Origin of the sequence: Nocardia sp. N2S4-5 (genome assembly GCF_044628355.1) — a bacterium.
Lineage (GTDB): Bacteria > Actinomycetota > Actinomycetes > Mycobacteriales > Mycobacteriaceae > Nocardia > Nocardia wallacei_B.
The window spans coordinates 5,529,643-5,553,864 of sequence record NZ_JBIUPM010000001.1 but is presented as its reverse complement, the minus strand read 5'-3'; the positions used below and the strand labels follow the sequence as shown (position 1 = coordinate 5,553,864).

The 24,222-nt window shown below is 69.1% G+C and carries 30 protein-coding genes; 5 read left to right on the top strand and 25 right to left on the bottom strand.

All coding sequences use genetic code 11. The features are described from left to right. Positions 1–615 carry a PadR family transcriptional regulator gene (locus ACFMRZ_RS25510; RefSeq protein ID WP_400181031.1) on the top strand — a complete coding sequence of 205 codons (615 nt, stop codon included), beginning with the start codon at positions 1–3 and terminating at the stop codon, positions 613–615. Further along, positions 612–1,064 (top strand): nitroreductase family deazaflavin-dependent oxidoreductase, encoded by a 453-nt coding sequence (locus tag ACFMRZ_RS25505; RefSeq protein WP_400181030.1) that lies wholly within the window; start codon positions 612–614, stop codon positions 1,062–1,064. Before ACFMRZ_RS25510 ends, ACFMRZ_RS25505 begins: the two co-directional genes overlap by 4 nt. Positions 1,065–1,068: 4 nt before the next feature. Here ACFMRZ_RS25505 and ACFMRZ_RS25500 read toward each other — a convergent pair whose 3' ends face one another. The 9 genes from ACFMRZ_RS25500 to hemL form a co-directional block, all read right to left on the bottom strand. Then, on the bottom strand, positions 1,069–1,491 hold the full coding sequence (locus ACFMRZ_RS25500) for an HIT family protein (RefSeq protein WP_400181029.1): 423 nt from the start codon (positions 1,489–1,491) through the stop codon (positions 1,069–1,071). A gap of 125 nt (positions 1,492–1,616) precedes the next feature. Continuing rightward, the gene (locus ACFMRZ_RS25495; protein ID WP_400181028.1) at positions 1,617–2,024 is read right to left on the bottom strand and encodes a type II toxin-antitoxin system VapC family toxin; all 408 of its coding nucleotides are present in this window, start codon (positions 2,022–2,024) and stop codon (positions 1,617–1,619) included. Then, the gene (locus tag ACFMRZ_RS25490) at positions 2,021–2,230 is read right to left on the bottom strand and encodes a hypothetical protein (protein WP_280276190.1); all 210 of its coding nucleotides are present in this window, start codon (positions 2,228–2,230) and stop codon (positions 2,021–2,023) included. The genes ACFMRZ_RS25495 and ACFMRZ_RS25490 overlap by 4 nt, the downstream gene beginning before the upstream one ends. A 106-nt stretch (positions 2,231–2,336) precedes the next feature. Continuing rightward, positions 2,337–3,320: a c-type cytochrome biogenesis protein CcsB gene (gene ccsB, locus ACFMRZ_RS25485; protein ID WP_400181027.1), complete on the bottom strand. Its 984-nt coding sequence runs from the start codon at positions 3,318–3,320 to the stop codon at positions 2,337–2,339. 2 nt (positions 3,321–3,322) lie between these two features. Beyond that, positions 3,323–5,110 carry a cytochrome c biogenesis protein ResB gene (locus ACFMRZ_RS25480; protein WP_400181026.1) on the bottom strand — a complete coding sequence of 596 codons (1,788 nt, stop codon included), beginning with the start codon at positions 5,108–5,110 and terminating at the stop codon, positions 3,323–3,325. A 1-nt stretch (position 5,111) separates the two neighbouring features. Then, the gene (locus ACFMRZ_RS25475) at positions 5,112–5,933 is read right to left on the bottom strand and encodes a cytochrome c biogenesis CcdA family protein (RefSeq protein ID WP_400181025.1); all 822 of its coding nucleotides are present in this window, start codon (positions 5,931–5,933) and stop codon (positions 5,112–5,114) included. 34 nt (positions 5,934–5,967) lie between these two features. Further along, positions 5,968–6,579: a TlpA disulfide reductase family protein gene (locus ACFMRZ_RS25470; protein ID WP_400181024.1), complete on the bottom strand. Its 612-nt coding sequence runs from the start codon at positions 6,577–6,579 to the stop codon at positions 5,968–5,970. Next, the gene (locus ACFMRZ_RS25465) at positions 6,576–7,181 is read right to left on the bottom strand and encodes a histidine phosphatase family protein (protein ID WP_187689550.1); all 606 of its coding nucleotides are present in this window, start codon (positions 7,179–7,181) and stop codon (positions 6,576–6,578) included. The genes ACFMRZ_RS25470 and ACFMRZ_RS25465 overlap by 4 nt, the downstream gene beginning before the upstream one ends. 125 nt (positions 7,182–7,306) lie before the next feature. Then, positions 7,307–8,644, bottom strand: coding sequence for a glutamate-1-semialdehyde 2,1-aminomutase (gene hemL / locus ACFMRZ_RS25460; protein WP_400181023.1), 1,338 nt, complete (start codon positions 8,642–8,644; stop codon positions 7,307–7,309). Between the two features lie 250 nt (positions 8,645–8,894). Here hemL and ACFMRZ_RS25455 point away from each other — a divergent pair, with 250 nt between their 5' ends. After that, positions 8,895–9,278 carry a hypothetical protein gene (locus ACFMRZ_RS25455; protein ID WP_400181022.1) on the top strand — a complete coding sequence of 128 codons (384 nt, stop codon included), beginning with the start codon at positions 8,895–8,897 and terminating at the stop codon, positions 9,276–9,278. 14 nt (positions 9,279–9,292) lie between these two features. On the opposite strand, the gene ACFMRZ_RS25450 is transcribed toward ACFMRZ_RS25455, so the two are convergent. The 5 genes from ACFMRZ_RS25450 to hemB form a co-directional block, all read right to left on the bottom strand. Next, complete coding sequence (locus ACFMRZ_RS25450) at positions 9,293–9,508, bottom strand: hypothetical protein (RefSeq protein WP_280370573.1); 216 nt, start codon at positions 9,506–9,508, stop codon at positions 9,293–9,295. 81 nt (positions 9,509–9,589) lie between these two features. Continuing rightward, positions 9,590–9,826, bottom strand: coding sequence for a hypothetical protein (locus ACFMRZ_RS25445; RefSeq protein ID WP_280274332.1), 237 nt, complete (start codon positions 9,824–9,826; stop codon positions 9,590–9,592). A gap of 55 nt (positions 9,827–9,881) precedes the next feature. After that, positions 9,882–10,433 carry a hypothetical protein gene (locus tag ACFMRZ_RS25440; RefSeq protein ID WP_400181021.1) on the bottom strand — a complete coding sequence of 184 codons (552 nt, stop codon included), beginning with the start codon at positions 10,431–10,433 and terminating at the stop codon, positions 9,882–9,884. A gap of 270 nt (positions 10,434–10,703) precedes the next feature. Further along, entirely contained in the window at positions 10,704–11,222 is a 519-nt protein-coding gene (locus ACFMRZ_RS25435; protein WP_400181020.1) for a hypothetical protein, read from the bottom strand. After that, positions 11,219–12,196, bottom strand: a complete 978-nt coding sequence (gene hemB, locus ACFMRZ_RS25430) for a porphobilinogen synthase (RefSeq protein ID WP_280274335.1) — start codon at positions 12,194–12,196, stop codon at positions 11,219–11,221. Before hemB ends, ACFMRZ_RS25435 begins: the two co-directional genes overlap by 4 nt. Before the next feature lie 191 nt (positions 12,197–12,387). Between hemB and ACFMRZ_RS25425 the strand changes: the two genes are divergently transcribed. Next, complete coding sequence (locus ACFMRZ_RS25425; RefSeq protein ID WP_280274336.1) at positions 12,388–12,660, top strand: hypothetical protein; 273 nt, start codon at positions 12,388–12,390, stop codon at positions 12,658–12,660. 152 nt (positions 12,661–12,812) lie between these two features. On the opposite strand, the gene ACFMRZ_RS25420 is transcribed toward ACFMRZ_RS25425, so the two are convergent. From ACFMRZ_RS25420 to ACFMRZ_RS25400, 5 genes are all read right to left on the bottom strand, one after another. Continuing rightward, positions 12,813–14,375: a bifunctional uroporphyrinogen-III C-methyltransferase/uroporphyrinogen-III synthase gene (locus ACFMRZ_RS25420; RefSeq protein ID WP_280274337.1), complete on the bottom strand. Its 1,563-nt coding sequence runs from the start codon at positions 14,373–14,375 to the stop codon at positions 12,813–12,815. Between the two features lie 73 nt (positions 14,376–14,448). Further along, the gene (gene hemC, locus ACFMRZ_RS25415; RefSeq protein WP_400181019.1) at positions 14,449–15,450 is read right to left on the bottom strand and encodes a hydroxymethylbilane synthase; all 1,002 of its coding nucleotides are present in this window, start codon (positions 15,448–15,450) and stop codon (positions 14,449–14,451) included. A gap of 59 nt (positions 15,451–15,509) precedes the next feature. After that, positions 15,510–16,895, bottom strand: coding sequence for a glutamyl-tRNA reductase (locus ACFMRZ_RS25410; protein WP_280274338.1), 1,386 nt, complete (start codon positions 16,893–16,895; stop codon positions 15,510–15,512). Beyond that, complete coding sequence (locus tag ACFMRZ_RS25405; protein WP_280274339.1) at positions 16,892–17,719, bottom strand: redox-sensing transcriptional repressor Rex; 828 nt, start codon at positions 17,717–17,719, stop codon at positions 16,892–16,894. The genes ACFMRZ_RS25410 and ACFMRZ_RS25405 overlap by 4 nt, the downstream gene beginning before the upstream one ends. A 256-nt stretch (positions 17,720–17,975) precedes the next feature. Further along, complete coding sequence (locus ACFMRZ_RS25400; protein ID WP_280274340.1) at positions 17,976–18,236, bottom strand: glutaredoxin family protein; 261 nt, start codon at positions 18,234–18,236, stop codon at positions 17,976–17,978. A 202-nt stretch (positions 18,237–18,438) separates the two neighbouring features. Here ACFMRZ_RS25400 and ACFMRZ_RS25395 point away from each other — a divergent pair, with 202 nt between their 5' ends. Continuing rightward, entirely contained in the window at positions 18,439–19,455 is a 1,017-nt protein-coding gene (locus ACFMRZ_RS25395) for an HAD family hydrolase (RefSeq protein ID WP_400181018.1), read from the top strand. A 46-nt stretch (positions 19,456–19,501) separates the two neighbouring features. Here ACFMRZ_RS25395 and ACFMRZ_RS25390 read toward each other — a convergent pair whose 3' ends face one another. From ACFMRZ_RS25390 to ACFMRZ_RS25365, 6 genes are all read right to left on the bottom strand, one after another. After that, positions 19,502–20,518, bottom strand: coding sequence for a lysophospholipid acyltransferase family protein (locus tag ACFMRZ_RS25390; protein WP_280270714.1), 1,017 nt, complete (start codon positions 20,516–20,518; stop codon positions 19,502–19,504). Further along, positions 20,515–21,615, bottom strand: coding sequence for an NAD-dependent epimerase/dehydratase family protein (locus ACFMRZ_RS25385; RefSeq protein ID WP_400181017.1), 1,101 nt, complete (start codon positions 21,613–21,615; stop codon positions 20,515–20,517). The genes ACFMRZ_RS25390 and ACFMRZ_RS25385 overlap by 4 nt, the downstream gene beginning before the upstream one ends. Positions 21,616–21,741: 126 nt before the next feature. Then, positions 21,742–21,843 carry a 30S ribosomal protein bS22 gene (locus ACFMRZ_RS25380; protein ID WP_003402602.1) on the bottom strand — a complete coding sequence of 34 codons (102 nt, stop codon included), beginning with the start codon at positions 21,841–21,843 and terminating at the stop codon, positions 21,742–21,744. 230 nt (positions 21,844–22,073) lie between these two features. Then, on the bottom strand, positions 22,074–22,298 hold the full coding sequence (locus ACFMRZ_RS25375; RefSeq protein ID WP_024801963.1) for a helix-turn-helix domain-containing protein: 225 nt from the start codon (positions 22,296–22,298) through the stop codon (positions 22,074–22,076). 136 nt (positions 22,299–22,434) lie between these two features. After that, complete coding sequence (gene proC / locus ACFMRZ_RS25370) at positions 22,435–23,253, bottom strand: pyrroline-5-carboxylate reductase (RefSeq protein WP_280270712.1); 819 nt, start codon at positions 23,251–23,253, stop codon at positions 22,435–22,437. 22 nt (positions 23,254–23,275) lie between these two features. Further along, positions 23,276–24,157 carry a thioesterase family protein gene (locus tag ACFMRZ_RS25365; RefSeq protein ID WP_280270720.1) on the bottom strand — a complete coding sequence of 294 codons (882 nt, stop codon included), beginning with the start codon at positions 24,155–24,157 and terminating at the stop codon, positions 23,276–23,278. Between the last annotated feature and the right edge of the window lie 65 nt (positions 24,158–24,222).

Sequence of the window (24,222 nt, the reverse complement as noted above, 5' to 3'; positions counted from 1 at the left end):
ATGGAGCGACCACTGCGTGCCGTGAGTTCCCCACTGACCGTGGCGGTGCTGACGCTGCTCGCGGAAAAGGCCCGCCACCCGTACGACATGAAGGTGACGCTGCGCGAGCGGCACATCGCGGAGACGGTGAAGATGCGCGGCGGCTCGCTCTACGACACCATCGCCCGGCTGGAGCGAGCCGGACTGCTGACTCCGACGGAGACGTCGCGGGCCGGGTCCCGCCCCGAGCGGACGGTCTACGCCATCACCGAGGCGGGCCGAAAAACACTGCGCGAGTTGATCTCCGAGTTCGTCGGCGAGCCGATCAACGAATTCCCCCGCTTCGTCGCCGGACTGGCACATCTCGCGGTGCTGACCCCGGCCGAGGCGGCGGCATTGCTGCGCCGCCGAGCCGATCACCTGGCCGCCGAGTCGGAGCGGGCGGCGCGTGAACTCGCTACCGCCGCACCGGATCTGCCACGCGTGGTGCTGCTGGAGACCGAATATCTCCAACGCATGCGCGACTGCGAAATCGGCTGGCTGCGGCAGACCGTCGCCGACATCGAACACGGCCACGTCGCGTGGCCGGAACCCGAAAGCCCTTCCAGCCCAGCACAAGAGGAGAAAAGATCATGAGCAAGACCGACATCGACCGGATACGCCGCCGCCTCAAGCCGTTCAACAAGGTGATCGTCGCGCTACAGCGAGCAGGCCTGGCCCTCGGCACCATGCACGTCCTCTCGGTCCCGGGCCGCAAGTCCGGCGAACTGCGCACCACCCCGGTCTCTCCCTTGACCGTGGACGGGAACACCTACGTCGTCGGAGGTTTCGAACACGCGGACTGGGTGAAGAACGCCCGCGCCGCAGGCTGGGGCGAACTGGCCAAAGGCCGCCGCCGCCAACGAGTCACCCTCACCGAACTCCCCGTAGAAGAACGCGCCCCGATCCTGCGAGCCTTCCCCCGCGAGGTCCCCCACGGCGTCCAATTCTTCGTCAAAACCGGCGTAGTACCCTCCCCCGACCCCGATTCCTTCGCCGCAGCCGCCCCCCGCTGCCCCGTCTTCCGCATAGACCCCCAGGAATAACGAGCTAGAACCCGAGTTCCCGGCGAAGCGCCTCGGCATCGGCCCGCAGCCTGTCCTCGGGGATTCCCGATTCGCCCACTTCCTGGGGCAACAGCGGAAACGGCAGCCCCGGCCTCGGATCATTGTCCCGATAGCGTGGCAGAAGATGGGTATGGAGATGCGGAAGAGTGTTCCCCAACGTCTCATAGTTCATCTTCAACGGACGATAATGCCTAGCCAGAGCACCGGCGACAACCATGACTCCCCGCCAGTACTCCCCCGATTCCGAGTCCGACAACTCATACGGCTCGTTCACATGCCGCCCCCGCCAGATCACCACGGTGTACCCCCGCTGAATATCAGCCCGCTGCAAGGCCGCATCAACATTCGGACTCCGAAAAATAGTGATCCCATACTCATCCGAATCCCCCCGCTCGGAATCGCACATCCCACACCCGATCCCCCGCGCCAGATCATCCCAATCAGCGGGCCACACACCACCCATCCCATCCCCCATCCAAATGGCTCTAGTTCAACCCCGCGTAGCTGTGCAACCCACTCACCACGGTTGGGCTACGGCACCAGCAACAGCTGACCAGCCTTGGACCGCACGATCGAGAAGTGTTTGCGGTCCAGCGTCGCCACGGCGGTCACCGGAAAACGTTCGGCCACGGCGACCACGGACGCATCCACCGTACCGAGCGGCAGATCGGAGTACTTGTCGACCAGCTGGCAAACACGCTCGAGGTCTTCGGTGGTCGTGTCGACCACTGTGTACGCACCTTCTGCCACATCCTCCAGAAACGCCAGTTCGGCAGCCGGGCCGCAGCGCCGCTCGAGCAGAATAGCCGCTTCAGTGAAAACCGGCGCCGGGACGAGAAGCGGCCCGGGGGCGTTCATCAGCAGTTCCCGGCAGGCTACGTGGTGGTTGTCTCGGTTATTGACCAGAGCGACGATCGGCCCCGTATCGACAACGATCACTCGGACGTATCCCGGTCGAGTTCCTCTCGGACGATCTCCTTGGCTCGCTCCCCCAGATCGGGTTCGGCCGACGCGAGGCCCTCACTACGGAACGTGCGCCTCCCGGACTTCCGCACCAACTGACGCAACAGCGCCGCCGCGGCCGGCACCTGATCATCGGGCACAGCCTCAGCCAGCCGGACCAGTTCCTCGTGAGTGGTACTCATGACCACAGTGTATGCCGCCCGGTGGCACGCCGGACGTGCCCGCATCACCCTGGACTATTCCGGAACTGCCTTCTCAGGCGCCGTCAGAATCCCTAGGTAAATAACTTCAGTTCAACCCCGCGTAGCTGTGCAGCCCGCTCACCACGATATTGATGATGAACAGGTTGAAGAGCATGGCTACGAAGCCGGCTACGTTGATCCAGGCGGCTTTGGTGTCTCGCCAGCCTGAGGTGGCTCGGGCGTGGAGGTAGGCGGCGTAGACGACCCAGGCTATGAAGGAGACTGTTTCCTTGGGGTCCCAGCCCCAGAAGCGGCCCCAGGCGGATTCGGCCCAGATGGCGCCGAGGATGACGCCGGCGCCGAACAGGGGGAAGCCGACGATGGTGGTTTTGTAGGCCAGGCGGTCGAGGGCGCGGGCGTCGGGGAGGCGGCGGGACAGGGCGCCGATGATGTTGTTCGACTCCTGGCCTTCGGGCTGGCGCAGCCGCAGGAGGAACAGCAGGCTCGCCACGCCCGACAGCATGAAGATGCCGCTGCCGATGCTGACGATCGTCACGTGGATGGGCAGCCAGTACGACTTCAGCGCCGGAACCACCGGGGCCGCTTCGGCATACAGCACCTGCCCGGCCAGGAACATCAGGATCAGTACCGGCGCCAGCAGGAAGACCCACATCGAGCGGTAGCGCCGCTCGTGCATGAACACCACGCCCGTTACCGCGGCCGCGGCGGTGGCCATCGTGATGAATTCGTACATGTTCCCCAGGGGGAAGCGGTGAGTCGCGAAGCCGCGCAGCACGATCGACACGAGATGCAGGCCGATCGCCACGAACAGCACCGCGAACGCCATATTGCCGAGCCGCTCCGGCAGGGGACGACCGGACGACGCCTCGACTCGGCCGGGCACCGGGCCGTCCCCGGCGGGGATGTCGGCCGCGCCCGCGCCGCCGACGCTCACGAGTTCCCGCTCGGTGACGCGACTGCGCGCCGAGGCGTACTGCACGATCAGCATCGCGAGCACCAGGACGTAGATGACCCACGCCGTCTTGAAGGCGAGATTGCTGTATCCGGCGAGAGTTTCGTCGATCGTCATGGTCACTCTCTCGTGCTCTCGGTCCGCGCGGTGGGAGTCTCCGGGGTGCTGTCCAGCAGCCGTGCTCGCAGACGGTCGAATTCGCCGCCCCAACCCGCCTGGTCGGTGCGGGCCAGACCGCCCATTTCTACTACGGTACGTCGTTCACCATCGGGACGGTCGTCGGGGTAGGCGCGCAACCAGATCCGGCGGCGCTTCACCAGCAGCGACACCAGCAGTCCGGCCATCATGGTCAGCGCGCAAGCCAGCACCCAGCCCTGCGCGGGATCGTGCGAGACCTGGAGATTCGCGTACTGCTTCGCGCCGTCGAAGGTCACCTTGGTGCCGTCGGGGAGGGTGGCCGATTCGCCGGGCCGCAGATTGACCCGCTGCTCCTTGGTCAATCGGCCCTGCTTGATCATCTCCGAATCCAGCGCGAACAGCGACTGCGCGCGGCCGGTGTCGAGGCCGGTCTCGCCGCGGTAGATGTCGATGGCGACCGCGGGGTCGGTCAGCGCGGGATACGACGAGGTCAGCAGGTTGCCGTGGAGCAGGGCGGTCGGCGCGAACAGGCCCTCGATCGCGATCTGGTGCTTGCGGCGCTCCTGCTCGCTGCCGAACATGCCGCCGGGCGGATCGAACCGCATGACGCCGCTGGAAAGGAAGGTCGTGCCGTCGTCGGGGCGCCACTGCGTGGTCTCGGTGCGCGTCCGACCGTCGGGATAGGTGACGGTGAAGGTGGGCGCGTACCCGTGGCCCTGCAGGTACACCCGGTCGCCGGAGACGCGCAGCGGGTGGTTCACCTGGATCGTGGTGTCGCGCCAGGTGTCGCTCGCGAGGTCGGCCCCGGCCTGGTAGGAGATGTCGGCGGTGAACATCTCGGCCTGGCCGTTGGGCAGGTAGTCGGCCCGGAAGTCCTTGACCCGCACACACATCGGCGCCAGCCCCGTGCCGTCGTTGACCCGCCCGGCGCGGAAGGAGTCGAACGCCGCGGTCGAGGTGGTGCAGAAACCCGGACCGTTGTCGGCGACCACGATGACGCTGCCCTCGTACCCGAACAACCGCCCGGCCGCGATCGCCACCAACAACCCGACCAATGCCAGGTGGAAGACGATATTGCCGAGTTCGCGGAAGTAGCCCTTCTCCGCGGAAAGGGTTACTTCGTCGGTGGAGCGCCGGGCAATGTCAGGAGAGAAGGGCACTTCCTCGCCGGGCGTGCGGGCAATGTCAGGAGAGAAGGGCACTTCCTCGCCGGGCGTGCGGGCAACGTCAGGAGCGAGAGTTGCTTCGTCGCGCCCCTCCCGCTGCACACGACGCTCGACGACCCGCCAGCCGCGAAGTTCCGCGCGGGCCTTGGTGATCACGTCGTCGGCGGAGTCCGTCGTGGTGGTCGAGTAGTGGTGGGGCAGGCGGGTGAGGTTGCGCGGGGCGCGCACCGGCGGGGTGCGCCAGGCCTTGTAGTGGTCGAACACTCGCGGCACGATGCAGCCGACCAGCGAGACGAACAGCAGCACGTAGACCGCGGTGAACCAGAAGCTGGAGAACACGTCGAACAGCTGCAACCGGTCCATCCACGGACCGAGGGTGGACCGGTCCGCGATGTACTTGTCGACCTTCTGCGTGTTCAGGTTGCGTTGCGGCAGTAGGGCGCCGGGGATGGCCGCCAGCGCCAGCAGGAACAGCAGCATCAGCGCGGTGCGCATGCTGGTGAGTCCGCGCCAGGTGTTGCGCAACAGCGCGAAGGCGCGGCGCGGCAGGGACTGGCGGGGCGGGCGGGCCGAGGCGGGGGCGGGGGAGATCGTTGCAGTCATGTCAGATCGGCAGAGTCACCTGGGAGACGAATACATTGCGAACCCACCCGACGAACTGGTCCCACAAACCGGTGACCAGCGCGATACCGACGGCGACGAGCAGGATCCCCCCGATCACCTGAATGGTGCGCGAATTACGGCGCAACCACCCGACCCCGCGCAGCGCACTGGCCGACCCGAACGCCAAGATCACGAACGGCAACCCGAGACCCAGGCAGTACGCGACGATCAGCACCACGCCCCGCGCGGCGGTGGCGCCCTCGGTCCCCGCGGACACGGCCATCACGCCGGACAGCGTCGGTCCCAGGCACGGCGTCCAGCCCAGCGCGAACACCGCACCCAGCAGCGGCGCGCCCACGACGCCGGTCAATCGCCGCGGATGCATGCGGGTGTCGCGCTGTAGCGCCGGGATCAGACCGAGGAACACCAGGCCCATCACGATCGTCACGACGCCGCCGAGACGTTGCAGCAGTTCACGATTGACGTTCAAGGTCTGAATCAGCCCGAACACGGTCGCCGACGCCAGGACGAACACGACCGTGAACCCGGCCACGAACAGTCCCGCCGCGCCCGCGACCCGCATCCGTCCGGACTTCGTGACCAGCGCGGCCCGGTTACCGCTCGCCTCGGCCACCGTCACCGGCGGCGCCTCGGCCCCCACCAGCCCGGCGAGGTAGGACAGATACCCGGGTACCAGCGGCACCACGCACGGCGACGCGAACGACACCAGCCCGGCCAGCACGCAGGCCCCGAGCGCGAGTAGCAGCGGCCCGGTCGCCGCGGTCTGCTGGAACGAATCCCCCACCGCCGCATACACACTCATCGCGCCCACCCCTGCGTCGAACTGGCGCCCGATCTCACTGTGCGCCCTCCGCGGCGATGCGGTCGACGACCGGTTGCAGGTCCTCGGCGAGCAGCGAACGCAGGAAGACCGCGGCTACCCGGTGCTGCCGGTCGAGGACCAGCGTGGTGGGGATGACGCTGGTGGGGAACTTGCCCCCGAGGGCGAGCAGGGTGCGCATCTCGGGGTCGTAGACCGAGGGATAGCCGACGTGGAAATCGGTGACGAAATCCTGCGCCTTGTCGCGCTGCGGATCACGCACGTTGATGCCGAGAAACGCCACGCCCTTCGCCTTCGACTGCTCGTAGACCTGCTCCAACGCCGGCGCCTCCGCACGGCACGGACCGCACCACTGTCCCCAGAGGTTCAGTACCACAACCTGATTCGGGAAGTCGGCCACCGAGATGGTCTTGCCGGGGTGCAGCAGATCCGGCCCGGACAGCTTGCCGATGGTGCCGCGGGCCGCGGGCGGGTCGTAGAAGATGTCGGTCTTGCCGCCCGGCGAGACGAAGTCGAAGGTGCCGCCGCTGGCGACCGCGTCGGTGCCGGTCGAGCAGCCGGACAGCGCGGCCACCAGCGCCACGCCCGCGACCAGCACGGCTCCCACCGACCGCCACCGACCGCTCACGCCCCGGTCACCCGCGGATCCGACTCCCCGGCGGGCTCGGAGTAGACGATGTCGATGAGCGTATCGCCCTGGTACACAAGCGAAGTCACGGAGGCCAGCGAGCACTGCCGCTGCCGCGGATCGTGCCACAGCCGCTTGCCCTCGAGGAATCGCCGCAGTGTCCACACCGGCAGCTGATGCGACACCAGCACCGCCTCGTGGCCCGCCGCCTCCACCCGCGCCTTGTTCACCGCGGCCAGCATGCGATGCGCGATCTGCAGATACGGCTCGCCCCACGACGGGGTGAACGGGTCGCGCAGCTTCCACCAGTGCCGCGGCTTGCGCAGCGCGCCGTCACCGACCGAGACGCGCAGGCCCTCGAAGGTGTTGCCCGCCTCGATCAGGTTGTCGTCGGTGCGCACGACGACGCCGTGCTGGACCGCGATCGGCTCGGCGGTCTCCTGGGCGCGTTGCAGCGGCGAGGCCACCACCAGGGAGATGTCGTGATCGGCCAGCGATCGCGCCACGGCGGTGGCCTGCGAACGGCCCGCGACCGACAGGCTGAACCCGGGCAGCCGTCCGTACAGGATGCCCTTCGGGTTGTGCACCTCGCCGTGCCGCATGACGTGCACGATGGTCTCGGTGTCGGACGCGATGTGGGCGGGCAGCACCGGCGTCGCGCCGGAATCGGCGTCGGAAATCGCGGAGGGGGCGGGGGCCGAGCCGGTTTCGAGCTGTTCGGATTCGCTCACGCGTTGGATCCTTCGGGTGTGGCGGCCGCCGCGGCCGCCGCGGCGGCGGGCAGGGCGGCGGCGATACGGTCGAATGCGTCCTCGTCGAGCGCGGCGGAGACGAACCACGTTTCGAACGCGCTCGGCGGCGCGTACACCCCGCGATCGAGCAGCGCGTGGAAGAAAGCCGGAAAGCGCCAGGTCGCACTGGCTTTGGCGGCGGCGTAATCGGTCACCGGTTCGTCGGCGAAGAACACGCTCACCATATTGCCCGCGAACTGCACCACGTGGGCGACGCCCGCGGCGGTAAGGGCCTCGGTGAGCAGCGCGCCGAGCCGCTGCGCGTTGCGGTCCAGCGCGGCGTACACCGCGTCGTCGGCCGCGCGCAGGGAAGCCAGGCCGGCCGCCACCGCGACCGGATTCCCCGAGAGGGTGCCCGCCTGATACACCGGTCCGTCGGGGGCCAGCCGGTTCATGATGTCGGCGCTGCCGCCGAACGCCGCGGCCGGTAGCCCGCCGCTCATCACCTTGCCGAAGGTGTAGAGGTCGCCCGCGACGCCCTCCACGCCGTACCAACCGGCCGGGCTCACCCGGAATCCGGTCATCACCTCGTCCATGATCAGCAGCGCGCCGTGCTCGGTGGTGAGCCGGCGCAGGCCCGCGTTGAAACCGGGCAGCGGCGCGACCGTACCCATGTTCCCGGCCGCCGCCTCGGTGATCACACCGGCGATCCGGTCCGGGAATTCGGCGAAGGCGGCGGCAACCGCGTCGAGGTCGTTGTACGGCAGCACGATGGTGTCGGCGGCCTGCGCGCCGGTGACGCCCGGGGAGGTCGGCAGACCCAGCGTCGCGACGCCCGAACCGGCGTCGGCCAGCAGCGCGTCCACGTGACCGTGGTAGCAGCCGGAGAATTTGATGATCTTGCTGCGGCCGGTGTAACCGCGCGCCAGCCGGACCGCGCTCATGGTGGCCTCGGTGCCGGAGTTGACCAGCCGCACCCGCTGCACCGGATCGACCCGGGCGGCGATGGTCTCGGCCAGTTCGATCTCCGCCTCGGTCGGCGCGCCGAACGACAGGCCGTCGGTCGCCGCCCGCCGGACCGCGTCGACCACCGCCGGGTGCGCGTGGCCGAGAATCATCGGGCCCCAGGAACACACCAGGTCGACGTAATCGTTGCCGTCGGCGTCGGTGAGTGTGCTGCCGCGCGCGGAGGCGATGAATCGCGGTGTGCCGCCGACGGATTTGAAGGCCCGCACGGGCGAATTCACGCCGCCGGGAATGATCGCGGCGGCGCGTTCGAAGAGGCTGGCGGAGACCGGCACGGGCGTCTGGGTCGCGCGCGGAGATGAACTCACGGCCTCCAGTGTCGCAGCCTCGCCCCGGACCGTCGACGACAGGGTGTAGTGGGGTGAGTCACGGCACACCACCGACCTGTCGCTACCACGGCCGAGTACATTCCTCAAGATTTGCCCGAAACCGGACTTTCGCACTTGTCGGCGAGTGAAAACGCAACACGCCGGAAGAACTTTCAGCGCATATCGATCGCTGCGCGATTGCCGCTCCGTACGCTCAGGGCACGACTCAGCCACGGCCGGGAGGGATTTCATGCGCACCATCCTGCTCAGCACAGCCCTGTTGTTGACCGGTCTCGCCGCGCTCGGCGGTGCGGGCCAGGCCGCGGCGGGCGTCCCGGTCGCCCAGCCGGACCAGGGGCGGCTCGGGTGGGCCCTGTCCCACGACGAGACCGCCGCGCTGTCCGACGGTCCGGTCCCGGCACTGGTCACCAAGGTCGTGCCGCAGAGCCGGATGGGCGCGGGCCTGCATCCGGAGACGGATCTCTACCGCGACGACAACGGCAACATTCACGCCTCGCTGCGGCAGGTGATCATGGAGGCCGCCGAGCATCCCGACGGCACCGTGACCTTCTTCGTCAATGCCCCCGGCAGCCGCGGTCCCCGCGTACTCGACATCTATCAGCGCTGGAACTGAACCCGCGGCACCGCCTAGGACAACGGCACGCCGAGGCAGAAGACGGCGAAGCCGGTGGACAGCAAACAGTTCAGCGGATTCGGCAGAACGTCGAGCAGGGATGCCGGGGCCGGGGCTGCCGTAGCGGATTCGACGGGAGCGGCCGCGGCGGGCACGACGGTGGCAGCGCCGACGGCTCCCGTGGCCGCCGCTGTGAGGGCAATGCGTTTCACGAGGTCTGTGCGCTTCATGCCGACCATTGTCCGCCTGCCGTGGCGACACACGAAGGGACTCGGCCCGCCACACCGATATCGGTCAGCGGTTCGGCGATCTCATCGCGAGCGCGCGCACCGGGCGACGAGATCGATGACAGCCAGCCCCGCGATCGCCACCAGTAGCGCGGCCAGCCCCAGCCAGGGACCGGAATAGCGAGTGGCCTCGAAGGCGGGCTGCTCCCCCGCGGCCGCGAACACGGTCCGGTCGATTCCGTTGCGCCAGCTCGGCACCGCGGCCCCGGCACAGACCACCAGCAACACCAAATCGACGACGATCCACACCCGCCGCATCACCAGCGTCCTCCTCGGTTTCGTGTTCGAACTCGATTCAGGGCGTGTCACCAGGTTTTCACCCGGCTTCGGGCTGCTCGGTATCCCCCGGTTCGGAACCTGCGCCGGGCTTCGCGCCCTGGTCCGGCTCGGGATCGGCCGGTTGCAGCGCGGTGGTGAGTTCCGCGCGGAGTCGGCGGTGGTCGCGGGCCCAGGCTTGGACGAGGGAGCCGTCGTCCAGTTTCAGGCCGATGGCTTTGCGGCGGCGAGGCACGCCGTTGAGTTCGCCGAGGGCGCGGGCCGACTGCCAGTCCTCCTCGTCCCAGGACTCGTCGTCGGGTTCGGGCAGCACCGCGGCGATGCGGCGCAGCGGGAGCGTCTCGGTGCCGTCGCGCAGGGTGTCGCCGGTGAGTTCGACGCTGACGTGCCGACGGCCCGCCACCACCTGCAACCACACGAACCCGGCCAGCAGCGCGGCGCAGAACGCCAGCCCGAACCAGTGCACCTGCGAACCCAGCCCGACCTCCAGCAACAGGATGATCAGGCATAGCACCGGCCCGTAGGCGATCGTGCGCCAGCGGGCGCCGGGCTCCGCGAACAGCACCGTGGGCGCGGTTTGGGCGTCGTTCATGCGGGGAGAATCAGCCGACTGCTCCCGGGAGCAGCAATACGGCGAGGGTGAGCAGACCGAACAGGATCAACAGGCTCAGTACCAGTACATCTCGCCGAAGGCTCTGCGGCTGCTGAATCACCACTCGCATCAATGCCTCCGCTCCACCGGAGCGCATCGCATAACGCGATCCCGAGAACAACGCCCGAGCAACGACATCCGGTTCCCAAATCCTCTGTGACTGCCCTCACGATACATCCTGGTCCGTCCGTAACAAATTCCGCGTATCTTCTAGCGGCCGCCGAGGCGGAAGAAGGCATCGGATTCGGTTCTGCGGCAAAGGAACAGCGCACCACCCGCGAGCACCGCCTGCAGGATCGCCGCGGCCCCCGTGAGCAGCGGGCCCACCCCGCCGACCGCACCGAGCCCGATCATCGCCCCAACCGCGCCGAAGACCAGCACGACGGCCGCGATATCCAGCAGCGTCCGCGCCCACAGCTTGCCGCGGCCCAGCTGGTGCACGATCGCCAGCGCGCCGATCGCGAAGGCCAGGCCGAACACCACGATCAGTACCTGCATGACCGACACGATCAGCTCGACCTGCGCGAACGTCGCCTGCGGCTGCTGCTCGCGCACCTGGTCGAACAGCTCCCGCGCCAGCTTTTCCCGGCCGGTGAACCGGTCCAGCGCACTCGCGATCAATCGCACGATGCCGAGCGCGACGACGGCCCACCACAGCTGACAGGCGGTACGGACATCCGTCGGCGCCGGTACGGGCCCCGGGCGCCCCGGCGGACTCCACTGATTCACGACAGCCAGTGCGCGGCCTCGGTCGCCCAGTAGGTGAGCACGAAGTCCGCGCCGGCCCGGCGGATACCCAGCAACGACTCCAGCACGGCGGCGCGGCGGTCGATCCAGCCGCGCTCGGCGGCGGCGGTGATCATCGCGTACTCGCCGGAGATCTGGTAGGCGGCCACCGGCACGGTCGAGTGATCGGCGACCTCGCGCAGGATGTCCAGGTACGACATGGCGGGCTTGACCATCACGATGTCGGCGCCCTCGGCGAGGTCCAGCTCCAGTTCGCGGATCGATTCGCGGCGGTTGGCCGGGTCCTGCTGATAGGTGCGGCGGTCGCCCTGCAGCGAGGAGGCGACGGCCTCGCGGAACGGGCCGTAGAACGCCGAGGAGTACTTCGCGGCGTAGGCCAGGATGCCGGTGTCGGTGCGGCCCGCGGCATCCAATCCCGCACGGATGGCGCCGACCTGGCCGTCCATCATGCCGCTGGTGCCGAGCAGGTCGGCGCCCGCCTCGGCCTGTGCCAGCGCCATTTCCACGTAGCGGGTGAGGGTGGCGTCGTTGTCGACGGCGCCGTCGGCGGACAGCACGCCGCAGTGGCCGTGGTCGGTGAATTCGTCCAGGCAGGTGTCGGCCATGACGACCGTCGAATCGCCGACCTCTTCGGCGAGGGCGCGCAGGCCGCGGTTGAGAATGCCCTCCGGGGCGCTGGCCTGGCTGCCGGACGGGTCCTTGTCCTCCGGGCGTGGCACCCCGAACAGCATCAGCCCGCCGACACCGGCGGTGACGGCCTCGACCGCCGCCTTGCGCAGCGAATCCATCGAATGCTGGTACACGCCGGGCATCGAGCCGATCTCGCGCGGCTCCGACAGGCCGTCGGCGACGAACATCGGCAGCACCAGATGCCTTGGCGCCAAGGTGGTTTCGGCGACGAGACGGCGCAGGGCAGGAGTCCGCCGCAACCGCCGCGGGCGGTCCATTCCGGTCATGAATCGCACGATACGCCCCGCTCCGGAGCCTGTCGCGAGCGCCTCCGGCACTTCCCGGCGACCGATGCCGCGGCCGGGAAACGATCGTGAAAACCCTTGCGGCCACGCGTTTTTGTCGGTGGGGCACGGTAGAATCGAAGATGTGTTCGAAGAGATCCGATCAGGGTCTCCGATAGCGAGGGGAGGATCTCGTGCCCGCTACCGCACCGACGATCATCGATAGGCCCTATGTCCCGCTGGTGAAGCGGCGGCTGCCGCCCGGCCGCCCGCGGTCGTGGTACGTCACCCACAATCGCCGGCTGAAGGCGATGCGCCTGTCCATCGCCCTGCTCGACTCCGGCATCTACCGAGCGAGCCTGGCCGACAACGAAACCATCCGCCGCACAGCCCAACTCGTCGGCCTCCACCCACCCTCGGACAAAACCTGCCGCCTCGTCCGCGACCTCATGCGCGCCCGCCGCTGACCCGGCCAAAGCACGCCGGGTAGAAGGTGCACCACATCCCTGTGTCGCGCCGGGATGTAGAAGGTGCGCCGCGCGATGTGGTGTGCGCGCATGACGGGGGTATGCCGTAGGCGGCTGGGGTGCCGGTGCCCGGCTTGGGCACCGGCATGCTGCTAGCGGCTGCGGCGGCTCTTTTTGCGGGGTGGGGGGAGGAGGCCCTCGGCGCGGAGGTGGGCGGCGTGTTCGGCGAGGGCGTCCACCAGGGGGCCGACCTGGGCTATCTCCGGCTGGACGTCTACGCGGAGGCCGAATTCGATGGCCGTTTCGGCGGTCTTCGGGCCGATGCAGGCGACGATGGTCCGCGCGTGGGGCTTGCCGGCGATACCGACCAGGTTCCGCACCGTCGAGGAGGAGGTGAACAGCACGGCGTCGAAACCACCGGTCTTGATCATCTCGCGGGTCTCGGCCGGCGGCGGCGAGGCACGCACCGTCCGGTACGCGGTCACGTCATCGATCTCCCAGCCGCGGTCGCGCAGACCCTCGGCCAGGGTTTCGGTGGCGATGTCGGCGCGCGGCAGCAGCACGCGGTTGACCGGGTCGAATACGTCGTCGTAGGGCGGGAAGTCGGCGAGCAGGCCCTCGGAGGACTGTTCGCCGCTCGGCACCAACTCCGGGTTGATGCCGAAGGAGCGCACCTTGTCCGCGGTGGCCTCGCCGACACAGGCGATTTTCACACCGGAGAAGGCGCGGGCGTCCAGGCCGAATTCGCCGAACTTCTCCCACACCGCGCGCACCGCGTTGGTGGAGGTGAAGACCACCCACTGGTAGCGGCCGTCGACCAAGCCCTTGACCGCGCGCTCCATCTGCGCGGGGCTGCGCGGCGGCTCCACGGCGATGGTCGGCACCTCCATGGGGATGGCTCCGTGCATGACGAGCTTCTCGCTCATCTCACCGGCCTGTTCCTTGGTGCGCGGCACGAGCACCGTCCAGCCGTACAGCGCCCGCGACTCCCACCACGACATCTTGGCGCGCTTCTCGACCTCCTTGCCGACCGTGACCACCAGCGGCCCGACCAGCTCCGAGGCGGCGGAGTTCAGCGTGGCCAGCGTCGCCTCGATGGTGCGCTGCTGCCGGGTGGTGCCGCGCACGGTGACCGCGACCGGGGTCTGCGGGGCCATGCCGTGCTCGACCAGCGCGCTCGCCGTCTCGGCCAGGTGGCCGGAGGTGGCGTGCAGCACCAGCGGCCCGGGCGCGCCCGCGACCGCGGCCCAATCCACCTCACCGCGTACGTCCACCTCGGTGTGCGTGGAACCCAGCGCGATACCGGCGTAGGCCGGGACGGTGGTGCCCGACGGCAGACCGGGCAGCACCTCGAACATCACGTGCGAGCGGGTGACGGCATTGACCTCGGCGATCACCGAATCGGTGGTCAGCGGGTCGCCGGAGACCAGCCGCACCACGTCGTGGCCGTTGCGCGCCTCGGCGATCAGGGTCTTGGCGACCTCCGCCGGCTCGCCGAGCGCCGGGCGCACGTCGACCGTGGGCTCGCCGTCGGGGCCCGGCTCCACCACGGCGCCGACCAGGGCGGACACGCCCTTGTCGACGTCGGGGTCGGTGAAGGCCAGCGTCGCACGCCCGAGCACCTCGCGGGCCCGCACGGTGAGCAGCGCCGGGTCGCCGGGGCCCGAACCCACGAACAGGATCCGGCCCGGGTGCTTCTTCGTGGCTCGACTCATGCCCGCACCTCGCTGGCGCTCGGTGCCGGCATGCCCGAAGGCGCCGCGCTGATCATTCGCTCGCTGCGCTCGCTCATTGGTTGTTCTCCATTGGGCTGGGATTACTGAGGTCTGAAGAGGCGCTGTCATCGGCGCTGAGCAAGTCGCGTGCCCCCAGCTCCAAAAGTTCACGCGCCAACGAACGGCCCAGCTGCTCGGCCTGTGCGAGCGAGCCGACCGCGGAGGCCCGGATGACATCCGAGCCATCGATGGCCGCCGCGCAACCGCGCAGCGACAGTTCCTCGAACACCCGGCCGTCGTCGTCGATCGACTCCACCACCTCGGCCAGCGCGCCGACCGGCGCGGTACAGCCGGCCTCGAGCTCGGCGAGCAGCGACCGCTCGGCGAGCACCGCGGCCCGGGCGGCGGAATCGTCCAGATCCGACAGGATGGTCACGAGTTCGGAGTCTTCGATGCGGCATTCCACCGCGAGCGCGCCCTGGGCGGGAGCGGGCAGCATCTGCACCGGCTCCAGCGCCTCGGTGACCTCGCCGAGACGGCCGACGCGGGCCAGTCCGGCGCGGGCGAGGATCACGGCGTCGAGTTCGCCATCTGCCACCTTGCGCATTCTGGTGTCGATATTGCCGCGCAGCGGCAGTACCTCCAGTCCCAGGCCGAGCGCGCGCAGCTGCGCGATCCGGCGCGGCGCCGAGGTGCCGACCTTCGCGCCCGGCGGCAGCGCGCCGAGCACCAGGCCGTCGCGCGCGACCACCGCGTCGCGCGGATCCTCACGCGCCGGGATCGCGGCGATGACGAACCGAGGGTCCGGCGCCGTGGGCAGATCCTTGTACGAGTGCACCGCGATATCGACATTGCCGATGGCCAGTTCGTCGCGCAACGCGGTGGTGAACACGCCGACACCGATCTTCTCCACCGGATCGGAGGACTTGTCGCCGGCGGTCTTCACGACGACGAGTTCCGCGTACTGCCCGGCGGCGATCAGCGCGTCACGGACCGTACCGGCCTGGGTGAGTGCCAGGTGGCTGCCGCGAGTACCGATGCGCCACGGCGCCGCGGCCGTGCCCCGTGTGGTCATATCGTGCTCCTGCAACGCTGCGTCGGTCACGATTTCCCCGGTCATAGTGGTGGTTTCGGTCATGCCGCCGGCCCCTGTCCGTCGCCGGCCTGGCCGGTGGTGAAATCGTCGGCCAATTCGCCCAGCGCCCCGATCTCCATCGGCGCCGCGACGGCCTGCGCCGCACCGGGCTTGAGTTCGAACAGTTCGCGCAGGGCCTCGGCGTAGGAATCGCCGCCCGGTGTGGAAGCCAGCTGTTTGACACGCACCGTCGGCGCGTGCAGCAGCTTGTCGACCACCCGGCGCACGGTCCGGGCCACCTCTTCGCGGTCCGGGTCGGCCAGGCCGGGCAGCTTCGACTCCAGCCGCAGCAGTTCGGCCTCGACCACGTCGGCGGCCCGCTGCCGCAGCGCCGCCACGGTCGGCGTCACCTCGGCCATCCGCTGACCGGCCAGGTATTTGGAGAGTTCCTCGGCGACGATCGCGCGGGCCGCGCTGGTGTCGTCGGCGGCCGCGCCCGCGGCCGGGTCGCGCTGCAATGTCTCCATGTCGATCACGGTCACGTCGGGCAGGCCCGCGACCGCCGGGTCCACATCGCGCGGCAGGCCCAGGTCGCAGATCACCATCTGGTGGTCGACCCGGGCGGAGTTCAGGGCCCGGTGCGCGTCGGCCAGCGTCACCACCGATCCGACCGCGCCCGTGCTCGTGATCACGATGTCGGCATCGGCCAGCGCGGGGACGAGCCCGGACAGATCCGACGCCGACGCGGAGGCCTCGTGCATGGTCGCGGCGGTGTGCGCCAGCCGCTGCGCGCGTTCCAGCGTCCGGTTGACCACGGTGATGTGCCCGACCCCGGCACGCGCGAGATGCGCCACCGCGAGACCGCCCATCGCGCCCGCGCCGATCACCACGGCCGCCCGATCATCGAGCGTGCCGAGCACCGCCCGGGCCCGGTCCAGCGCGACCGACACCACCGAGGCGCCCGCCCGGTCGATTCCCGTCTCGGAGTGCACCCGCTTGCCGACCCGCAGCGCGTGCTGGGCCAGTTCGTGCAGGGTGCGACCGGCCGCCTGCTGCGCGTCGGCGGCGGCGTAGGCGGCGCGGATCTGGCTGAGCACCTGTTGCTCGCCGACCACCATCGAATCCAGGCCGCTGGCGACCGCGAACAGATGCTCGGCGGCGGCCTCGCTGTAGCGCACGTAGGCGTGCCGGGTCAGTTCCGGCAGCGGTAGACCGGAGTGCTTGGCCAGCAGATCACCGACCTCGGCCAGACCGCCGTGGAAGGCGTCGACCACGGCGTAGACCTCGACGCGGTTGCAGGTGGAGACGATCATCGCCTCGGACACGTGCTGTGAGGCGAGCATGCGATCGGTCAGCTTGGGCCGGTCGTCCTCGGTGACAGCAACCTTCTCCAGCACCGCGACGGGCGCGCTGCGATGCGAAATACCGACCAGAAGCACGCTCATGGTGCCACCACCGATCCCTTGCTGTTTGGCTCCGTTGCCGAATGCTTGATGCCCGCGTGCGACCGGTCCGCCACCCGGCGGCCGATCGGAGTGGACACCGCGGTCACGGTTTCGCCCGCGGCCACGCTGTGCGCCTCGTCCGGTGTGTCCGCCTCCGCACTGCGCGCCCGTTCGAACGACAGCATCTGCATCTCGACGGCGAGATCGACCCGGCGGACCTCGACCGACGACGGTGCGTCCAGCGCCGTCGGCGAGAAGCTGAGGATGCATTGCACACCCGCGGCGACCAGATCGTCGCAGACCGCCTGCGCGGCCGCGTCCGGCACCGTGATGACCGCGATGGTCGGCGCGAGTTCGGCGACGGCGCTGTGCAGTTCCGCGACATCGCGCACGATCAGCCCGCTGACCTGCTCGCCGATGATCGCCGGAGCGGAATCGAAGATGCCGACCATGCTGAATCCACGCCGCCGGAACCCGCCGTAGCCGACCAGTGCGCGGCCCAGATTCCCCGCGCCGACCAGGATCACGCGGTGCCCCTCGGACAGCCCGAGTACATCCTCGACGCGGGCGCGCAGCTTGGCCACGTCGTAGCCGACGCCGCGAACACCGTTGGGGCCGAGGAACGACAGATCCTTGCGTAACTTCGCGGAACCGACACCCGCCGCGACAGCCAGTTCTTCACTCGATACGATGAGCACACCCTCGTCGGCGAGCAGGGCGAGCACCCGGAGATAGGTTGCCAGCCGAGCCACGGTCGCCTGCGGGATGTCCTTCTGCAGAGCCCTGCCGGAGACGCCGCCTGGCGCCTCATGCTGCTCTGTCACGTCGTTCGGCTCCTCGTCCGGCCGGGGATAGGTGTCCGGTTCGCTGTGCACCGCCGACGCCGGAGGGTGCCGGTATCGGTATGTCGGGGTTCGGGTGCTTCCGCTGCCTGTCGCAGTCGGTTCGCGTGTCACCACCGTAACTGCTTGTGAAGCCCTGCACAAAGTCGGTGAATTCGGTCACTCGAGGTCGGGCCGTGCCGCCCCATTCAACCCGCAGTCGGCGGTGAGTTTCCACACAACGCGCCGGGCGGCGTGCTCAGCGGCGCAGATCCGCCCGCAGGCGCGTCTCGTCGACGTCGAAATAACTGTGTTCGCGCCCGTCGAGCAACACTACCGGCAGCCGATCGCCGTATTCGGCCCGCAGCCCCGGATCGCTCGCCGCGGCCTCGTCCACGTCCACCGTCCCCGGCTCGATCCCGAAATCGCCGCAGATCACCCGCAACTGCTCCAGCGCGACGGTGCACATCCCACACCCCGCCCGAGTCAACAACGTCACCGAATGCGTGGAGTCGCCCATGCCCCCATTCAATCCCGCAACCACGCCAACTCCCAAGGTTTGCGGCGCGGCTCGGTTTTCAGTGGCCGCCGCGCCGCGACGAAGGAGCAAGCGGTGGTCGCTGAAAACCGAGCCACAGGGCGCCGCAAACCCGCGACGCCGAAGGCGGCGCCATTAAAACCAGTTAGGGTTGGGGTGTTCGCGTTGACGGGCGGAGGTACTGGTGCCGGAACGATCGAAGGATGCGAGGACGGGCTTCATCGCGGGTAGATTCGGCGAATTCCCGGCACGCTGGAGCCAGGGCCTGTCCGATCAGCTCACTCGCATCGCGCGCAGCCCGTTCGGGCCGAGCGAGGAGGAGGTGCGCGCCAACCTGGCCGGTGAGGCCAGTGCCGACGCCGCCCTCGCGCTGCACGACGCCGAGCTGGAAGCCGGTGTGGCGGAACCGGATTCGGAGGTACCGCGGGATCTGACCGCGGCGGCGTTCTTCGACGTCGACAACACCATGGTGCAGGGCGCGTCGATCGTGCACTTCGCCCGCGGCCTGGCCGCCCGCAAGTACTTCAAGAGTTCGGACCTGGTCGACATCGCCTGGAAGCAGGTGAAGTTCCGGGTCACCGGCAAGGAGAACGCGGGCGACATGGTCAGCGGCAAGGAGAAGGCGCTGTCGTTCATCGCGGGCCGCTCCACTGCCGAACTCGCCGCGCTCGGCGAGGAGATCTACGACGAGATCATCGCCGACAAGATCTGGCCGGGCACCCGCGCGCTGGCACAGATGCACCTGGACGCCGGGCAGCAGGTGTGGCTGGTAACGGCCACCCCCGTGGAGCTGGCCCAGGTGATCGCGAAGCGCCTCGGCCTCACCGGCGCGCTGGGCACCGTCGCCGAGAGCGTGGACGGCGTCTTCACCGGCCGCCTGGTCGGCGACATCCTGCACGGCCTAGGCAAGGCCCACGCGGTCCGCACGCTGGCCATCCGCGAGGGCCTGAACCTCAAGCGCTGCACCGCCTACTCCGACAGCCACAACGACGTCCCCATGCTCTCCCTGGTAGGCACCTCGGTCGCCATCAACCCCGATTCGGACCTCCGCGAGGTAGCCAAGAACCGCGGCTGGGAAATCCGCGACTTCCGCACCGGCCGCAAGGCCGCCAAGATCGGCGTACCGACAGCCCTCGCCCTGGGCGCGGCGGGCGGTGCGGCCGCGGCAGTACTCACCCGCAAGCGCGACGCCACCACTTGAGCTCATGACCACCTGCTAAGAGTTTTCGGCGCGAAGGCCAAAATACTTATCCCGTAAAGGGATTGCGGCGCTTCATGAGCAGTTTGTAGAGCGTCTGCTGGATGGTTTCGCGGACCTGGTCGGTGACCTCGAACATGGTCATCGGGTCGTCGGCGGCCTCGGGTTCGTAGGCGGTGGTGGTGATCGGCGTGCCGAACTCGATGTACCACTTCGACGGCAGCGGGAGGGCGCCGAGCACGCCGAGGTGCGGGAACAGCGGGGTCACCGGGAAGTACGGCAGGCCGAGCAGGCGGGCGAGCGGCTTGAGGTCGGCGAGCTTCGGGTAGATCTCCTCCGAGCCGACGATCGAGCACGGAATGATCGGCACGCCCGTCTTGACCGCCGCCGACACGAAACCCCCGCGCCCGAACCGCTGTAGCTTGTAGCGCTCGGAGTACGGCTTGCCGATGCCCTTGAAACCCTCGGGGAACACACCCGCCAGCTCGCCCGCGCGCAGCAGCCGCTCCGCGTCGGAGGGGCAGGCCAGGGTGTGACCGGCCTTGCGGGCCAGGCCGCCCAGCACCGGCAGCTCGAAGATCAGGTCGGCGGCCAGCAGCCGCAGCGCCCGCTGTTTCGGATGCCGGTCGTGCACCGCCAGCTGCAGCATCAGGCCGTCGATCGGCACCACGCCGGCGTGATTGGACACGATGAGCGCCCCGCCCGACTCGGGCAGATTCTCGATGCCGGAGACCTGCACCCGGAACCACAGCTCCGACAGTGGCCGCAGCGCGGGCAGCACCACCGACTCCAGCAGGTGCTCGTCGAGCCCGAACTCGTCGACCTGATAGTCGCCGGTGAGGCGGCGGCGGGCGAAATCGGCGGTACCGCGAATGCCGTCGGTGACGGCGCCGCGCACCATGTCGCCCAGCGTGCGCGGGGGCCGCGGACCCGCCTCGGCGAGCCGTTCGGTCAGCGACGTGACCGGACTCGGCGCCGATTCACCCGGCCAGCGGCGCGCGGGCGCGCGATGGCGCGCCTCGAAGTCCACATCGTGCAGCTGAATTACCTTGGCCACGTCATTCATTGGTGTGCTCCCGCTCCGGCCCCGACCAGGCCGAGAAGTTTCGTCTCTGCAGCGTCGATCCAGCGTGGATCTATGACGGGCCGCAACGCTGCGCCCCCGACGAAATCGTCGAATGCCTGCACTGTCGTCCAGCGCGGCTGGTATCCGAGTTCGGTGCGCATCCGGGTGGTGTCCAGTCCGCAGCCGAAATGGAAGTAGTCGATCTGTTCACTCGTGAATTCCCGCATCACCGGGCCCATGAACGAGCGGCCCACGCTGCGGAACAGCGCGAACGGGACCGGCAGCTCGATGCGACCGGCCCGGCGGACGGCCTGCGACAGCACCAGCGCCCCGTCGCCCGCCACGTTGAAGGTGCCGCCCGGCGCGGCCAGCGCCGCATGGGTCAGCGCGGCTATCGCGTCCTCCTCGTGCAGCAGTTGGATGCGCGGGTCGCGGCCGAGGATCGTCGGCGTGACCGGGGAACGGAAATACTGCACGCCCCGGTGCGCCAGCCGCGGGCCGACAATCGGCGGAAAACGCAGAATGGACGCGGCGATATCCGGCCGGCGGCGCGCCAGGCCGCGCACGAAACCTTCCACTTCGATCATGTCGCGGGCGAACCACCCGCGCGGCGGCGTGCGCGCGCTCATTTCCTCGGTGAATTTCGCCGGGTCTTTCGCGCTACAGCCGTATACCGCCGACGACGAGCGCACCACCACCCGCCGCACACTCGGCGACTTCTGGCAGACCGCGAACAGCTGCATGGTGCCGAGCACGTTGAAATCCTTCATGACCGCGCGCCCACCGCCGGACGGCGGCCGCGACAGCACCGCCGGATGCACCACCGTGTCGACCTCGTTGCGGTCGAACACCTTGCGGATCAACGGATTTCGAATATCGGCGCGGACGAATTCGGCCCGGCCCATCCGGCGCAGCAACTCCCGGCCGGGCGTGCGGGCGTCGACGGCGATGATGCGTTCGACCGTGGGGTCGGCAGCCAGGCGCGCGACGACATTGCCGCCGAAGAACCGGCTCGCGCCGGTCACCAGCACCACCTTGGGCGTATGCCCGTCTCGCACGTTCGTAGCCACGCCGGATCCCACCTGTGCAGCCCCCATACCGCCGATTCCGCGTTCCAGAGTAGCCGCTGCCGAGAGCAGCTCAGCCGGGTTTAACTTCCTTCTTACGATGAAATACGAAAACCCGCCACCACGGCGGGTGACGGGCTTTCGGCTACCGCAGCGTTACTTGCCGAGTTTGCGACGCTGCACCCGAGTGCGGCGGAGCAGCTTGCGGTGCTTCTTCTTCGACATGCGCTTGCGGCGCTTCTTGATCACAGAACCCATAGGGCTGTTCCTCGCGTTCTTTCTCTCCTCGGCGCGCACGCCGGTTCACGTACGCCCGTGTCCGCCCGGCCGGGACCAGCACTTCGGCTGGCGAACACGACGATGGTCCATGTTACCGGGCCAACCCTCGGCGAACGAAACGGGGATCACCGGGCGGTCGGCCCGTCTACAGGGTCGCCGAGCCCGCCATTCCGGCTGTCGCCGGAACGGTTGGGGCCCGAGCGGCCGCCCTACCCCGCGTCGAAGTAGGACGTCTGCAGATAATCGTGCACGGCTTTGGCATGCACCCGGAACGATCGACCCACCCGCACAGCGGGCAGTTCACCGGAATGCACCAACCGGTACACCGTCATCTTGGAGACCCGCATCAGATTCGCCACTTCGGCGACGGTGAGGAACTGAGTCCCTCCACCGATAGCGGGACCGGTACTCGCAGAGCTGTTTCCAGACATCATTGCGCCACTGACACCTCCGGCACGTCCGCGCCGCCGGCTTCCCCACCGGCGGAACAGACACGCACGTGCTCCTTGAAGCTTAGCGGGACCAGTGGGATTACTGCGACGGGTGGGAGATAACAGTGTCGTTTGCGCGCTACTCCCCGGTCGATCCCTGTTCTACGGAGCGTCGCTTGGCGGCATGCAGCGCCTCCCAGAACGCCGAGCGCACGCCGCCGCGCTCGAGTTCGCGCACCGCGGCCGCGGTGGTGCCGGCCGGCGAGGTGACTGCCGCGCGCAACTCCGCGGCGTCCTGTCCCGACTCTTCCAGCAGGGCGGCCGAGCCCAGCATGGTCTGGCCGACGAGCTGGCTCGCCACGTCACGGCTCAGGCCGAGACCGACTCCCGCCTCCACCATGGCCTCGACGACCAGGAAGAAGTACGCCGGGCCCGAGCCGGACACCGCGGTCACCGCGTCCATCTGCGACTCCGGCACGGTCACTACCTTGCCGACCGCCTCCAGCACCTCACTGACCTGCTGCAACTGCTCGGGCTTGGCGTACCGGCCCGAGGCCAGCACGCTCATCCCCTGACCGACCAGCATCGGCGTGTTGGACATGACGCGCACGACCGGGAAGCCCGCGGGCATCTTGGACTCGAGCCGGGCGGTCGGCACGCCGGCGGCCAGCGACACCAGGACCTGATCGCGGTCGTTGTCCAGTTCGGCCTTGCCCAGCTGGGTCAGCACCGCGTCGACATCGTGCGGTTTCACCGCGATCACCAGCAGATCCGCGGACGTCGCCGCGTCGGAGATGCTGTCGGTGACCCGGATGCCGAACCGTTCGACGAGAAACTCGGCCCGCGCCGGAGCCGTTTCGACGACGACCAGATCCTTGCTCGCCCGCCCCGATTCGAGCAGCCCGGCAATCAACGCCTCGCCGATCCGTCCGCCACCGATCACCGCAATTCTCGTCATGACGGTCAAGGCTAGTTGCGTGCTAGCGCGGCTGCGGGATCAGGGCGAGCTGCCGGGTCTGGGCGACGACCGCGCCGGTGGCATCGAGCACCAGCTGATCCTCGTCGAACATGCCCGCGCCGATCTCCTGCGCGGTCGCGATGACCCGCAGCCAGCCCGGGGCCGGGCGGCGACGCAGGTACGTGGTCAGCTGCACCGTCGGCGCCCAGCCGAAGCGGCCCAGGTTCGCGGGCACCGGCGGACTCATGTCTCCGGCCATCATGGCGAAGTAGGCGGCGACGTCCGGGTCCTGCTCGTCGCCCGGACGGGGACGGATCCACAGCCGCAGCCGGGGTTCGCCCTGCTCCCCCTTCAGGAAGACGGCCCATTCCGGATCGATGGCGACCGAAGCGGCCTGGGCGACATTGACGATGCGGCCCATCGGCGAATCGGGCTCGTAGCCGAGGGCGCCGGCGGGCGGCTCCGCGGGCATGTCGATGTCGATGTCGCGGGTGTAGGCGGGGGCGGCATCGTCGAGGTGCGCGAAGGTGAAGGCGGTGTGCACCAGGGCGCGCCCGTTCTGCACGAGGTCGGTGTCCACCAAGCTGATTCGTTTACCGGTCTTGCGGATGCGGACGTGGTACTCGACCTCGCCGGGATCCGGGGCGCCGAGGAAATCGCTCGAACCCGCGATCGGGAACATCTCGGACAGGGCGGGCGCGACGGTCCGCAACCGGCGAGTCGCGGCCGCGGCGCTGCCCGCGACCATGGTGCCGCCGTGCAGCTTGTTGCCGATGGTCCAGGTCGGGTCGATCTCGCCGCCGTAGCGACCGACATCCGGCAGGTCCGACGGCAGTTCGGTCACCGCGCACACCCGGCTGAACGGGGCATCGCCGAGCCCCGCACCGGTCCGTCCCACATCCATGGCCAGCTCCGTCACCGCCGCTCCTTTCTCCGAGCACATCCCACCCGACCCATGCTCGTACAGCG

What these genes read in the sequence shown, in the direction of transcription:
- ACFMRZ_RS25510 (WP_400181031.1), top strand. Translation starts at nt 1, where the DNA reads ATGGAGCGACCACTGCGTGCCGTGAGTTCCCCACTGACCGTGGCGGTG.
- ACFMRZ_RS25505 (WP_400181030.1), top strand. Translation starts at nt 612, where the DNA reads ATGAGCAAGACCGACATCGACCGGATACGCCGCCGCCTCAAGCCGTTC.
- ACFMRZ_RS25500 (WP_400181029.1), bottom strand. Translation starts at nt 1,491, where the DNA reads ATGTGCGATTCCGAGCGGGGGGATTCGGATGAGTATGGGATCACTATT.
- ACFMRZ_RS25490 (WP_280276190.1), bottom strand. Translation starts at nt 2,230, where the DNA reads ATGAGTACCACTCACGAGGAACTGGTCCGGCTGGCTGAGGCTGTGCCC.
- ccsB (WP_400181027.1), bottom strand. Translation starts at nt 3,320, where the DNA reads ATGACGATCGACGAAACTCTCGCCGGATACAGCAATCTCGCCTTCAAG.
- ACFMRZ_RS25480 (WP_400181026.1), bottom strand. Translation starts at nt 5,110, where the DNA reads ATGACTGCAACGATCTCCCCCGCCCCCGCCTCGGCCCGCCCGCCCCGC.
- ACFMRZ_RS25475 (WP_400181025.1), bottom strand. Translation starts at nt 5,933, where the DNA reads ATGAGTGTGTATGCGGCGGTGGGGGATTCGTTCCAGCAGACCGCGGCG.
- ACFMRZ_RS25465 (WP_187689550.1), bottom strand. Translation starts at nt 7,181, where the DNA reads ATGCGGCACGGCGAGGTGCACAACCCGAAGGGCATCCTGTACGGACGG.
- ACFMRZ_RS25455 (WP_400181022.1), top strand. Translation starts at nt 8,895, where the DNA reads ATGCGCACCATCCTGCTCAGCACAGCCCTGTTGTTGACCGGTCTCGCC.
- ACFMRZ_RS25450 (WP_280370573.1), bottom strand. Translation starts at nt 9,508, where the DNA reads ATGAAGCGCACAGACCTCGTGAAACGCATTGCCCTCACAGCGGCGGCC.
- ACFMRZ_RS25440 (WP_400181021.1), bottom strand. Translation starts at nt 10,433, where the DNA reads ATGAACGACGCCCAAACCGCGCCCACGGTGCTGTTCGCGGAGCCCGGC.
- hemB (WP_280274335.1), bottom strand. Translation starts at nt 12,196, where the DNA reads ATGACCGGAATGGACCGCCCGCGGCGGTTGCGGCGGACTCCTGCCCTG.
- ACFMRZ_RS25420 (WP_280274337.1), bottom strand. Translation starts at nt 14,375, where the DNA reads ATGAGTCGAGCCACGAAGAAGCACCCGGGCCGGATCCTGTTCGTGGGT.
- hemC (WP_400181019.1), bottom strand. Translation starts at nt 15,450, where the DNA reads ATGACCACACGGGGCACGGCCGCGGCGCCGTGGCGCATCGGTACTCGC.
- ACFMRZ_RS25410 (WP_280274338.1), bottom strand. Translation starts at nt 16,895, where the DNA reads ATGAGCGTGCTTCTGGTCGGTATTTCGCATCGCAGCGCGCCCGTCGCG.
- ACFMRZ_RS25400 (WP_280274340.1), bottom strand. Translation starts at nt 18,236, where the DNA reads ATGGGCGACTCCACGCATTCGGTGACGTTGTTGACTCGGGCGGGGTGT.
- ACFMRZ_RS25390 (WP_280270714.1), bottom strand. Translation starts at nt 20,518, where the DNA reads ATGAATGACGTGGCCAAGGTAATTCAGCTGCACGATGTGGACTTCGAG.
- ACFMRZ_RS25385 (WP_400181017.1), bottom strand. Translation starts at nt 21,615, where the DNA reads ATGGGGGCTGCACAGGTGGGATCCGGCGTGGCTACGAACGTGCGAGAC.
- ACFMRZ_RS25380 (WP_003402602.1), bottom strand. Translation starts at nt 21,843, where the DNA reads ATGGGTTCTGTGATCAAGAAGCGCCGCAAGCGCATGTCGAAGAAGAAG.
- ACFMRZ_RS25375 (WP_024801963.1), bottom strand. Translation starts at nt 22,298, where the DNA reads ATGATGTCTGGAAACAGCTCTGCGAGTACCGGTCCCGCTATCGGTGGA.
- proC (WP_280270712.1), bottom strand. Translation starts at nt 23,253, where the DNA reads ATGACGAGAATTGCGGTGATCGGTGGCGGACGGATCGGCGAGGCGTTG.
- ACFMRZ_RS25365 (WP_280270720.1), bottom strand. Translation starts at nt 24,157, where the DNA reads ATGGATGTGGGACGGACCGGTGCGGGGCTCGGCGATGCCCCGTTCAGC.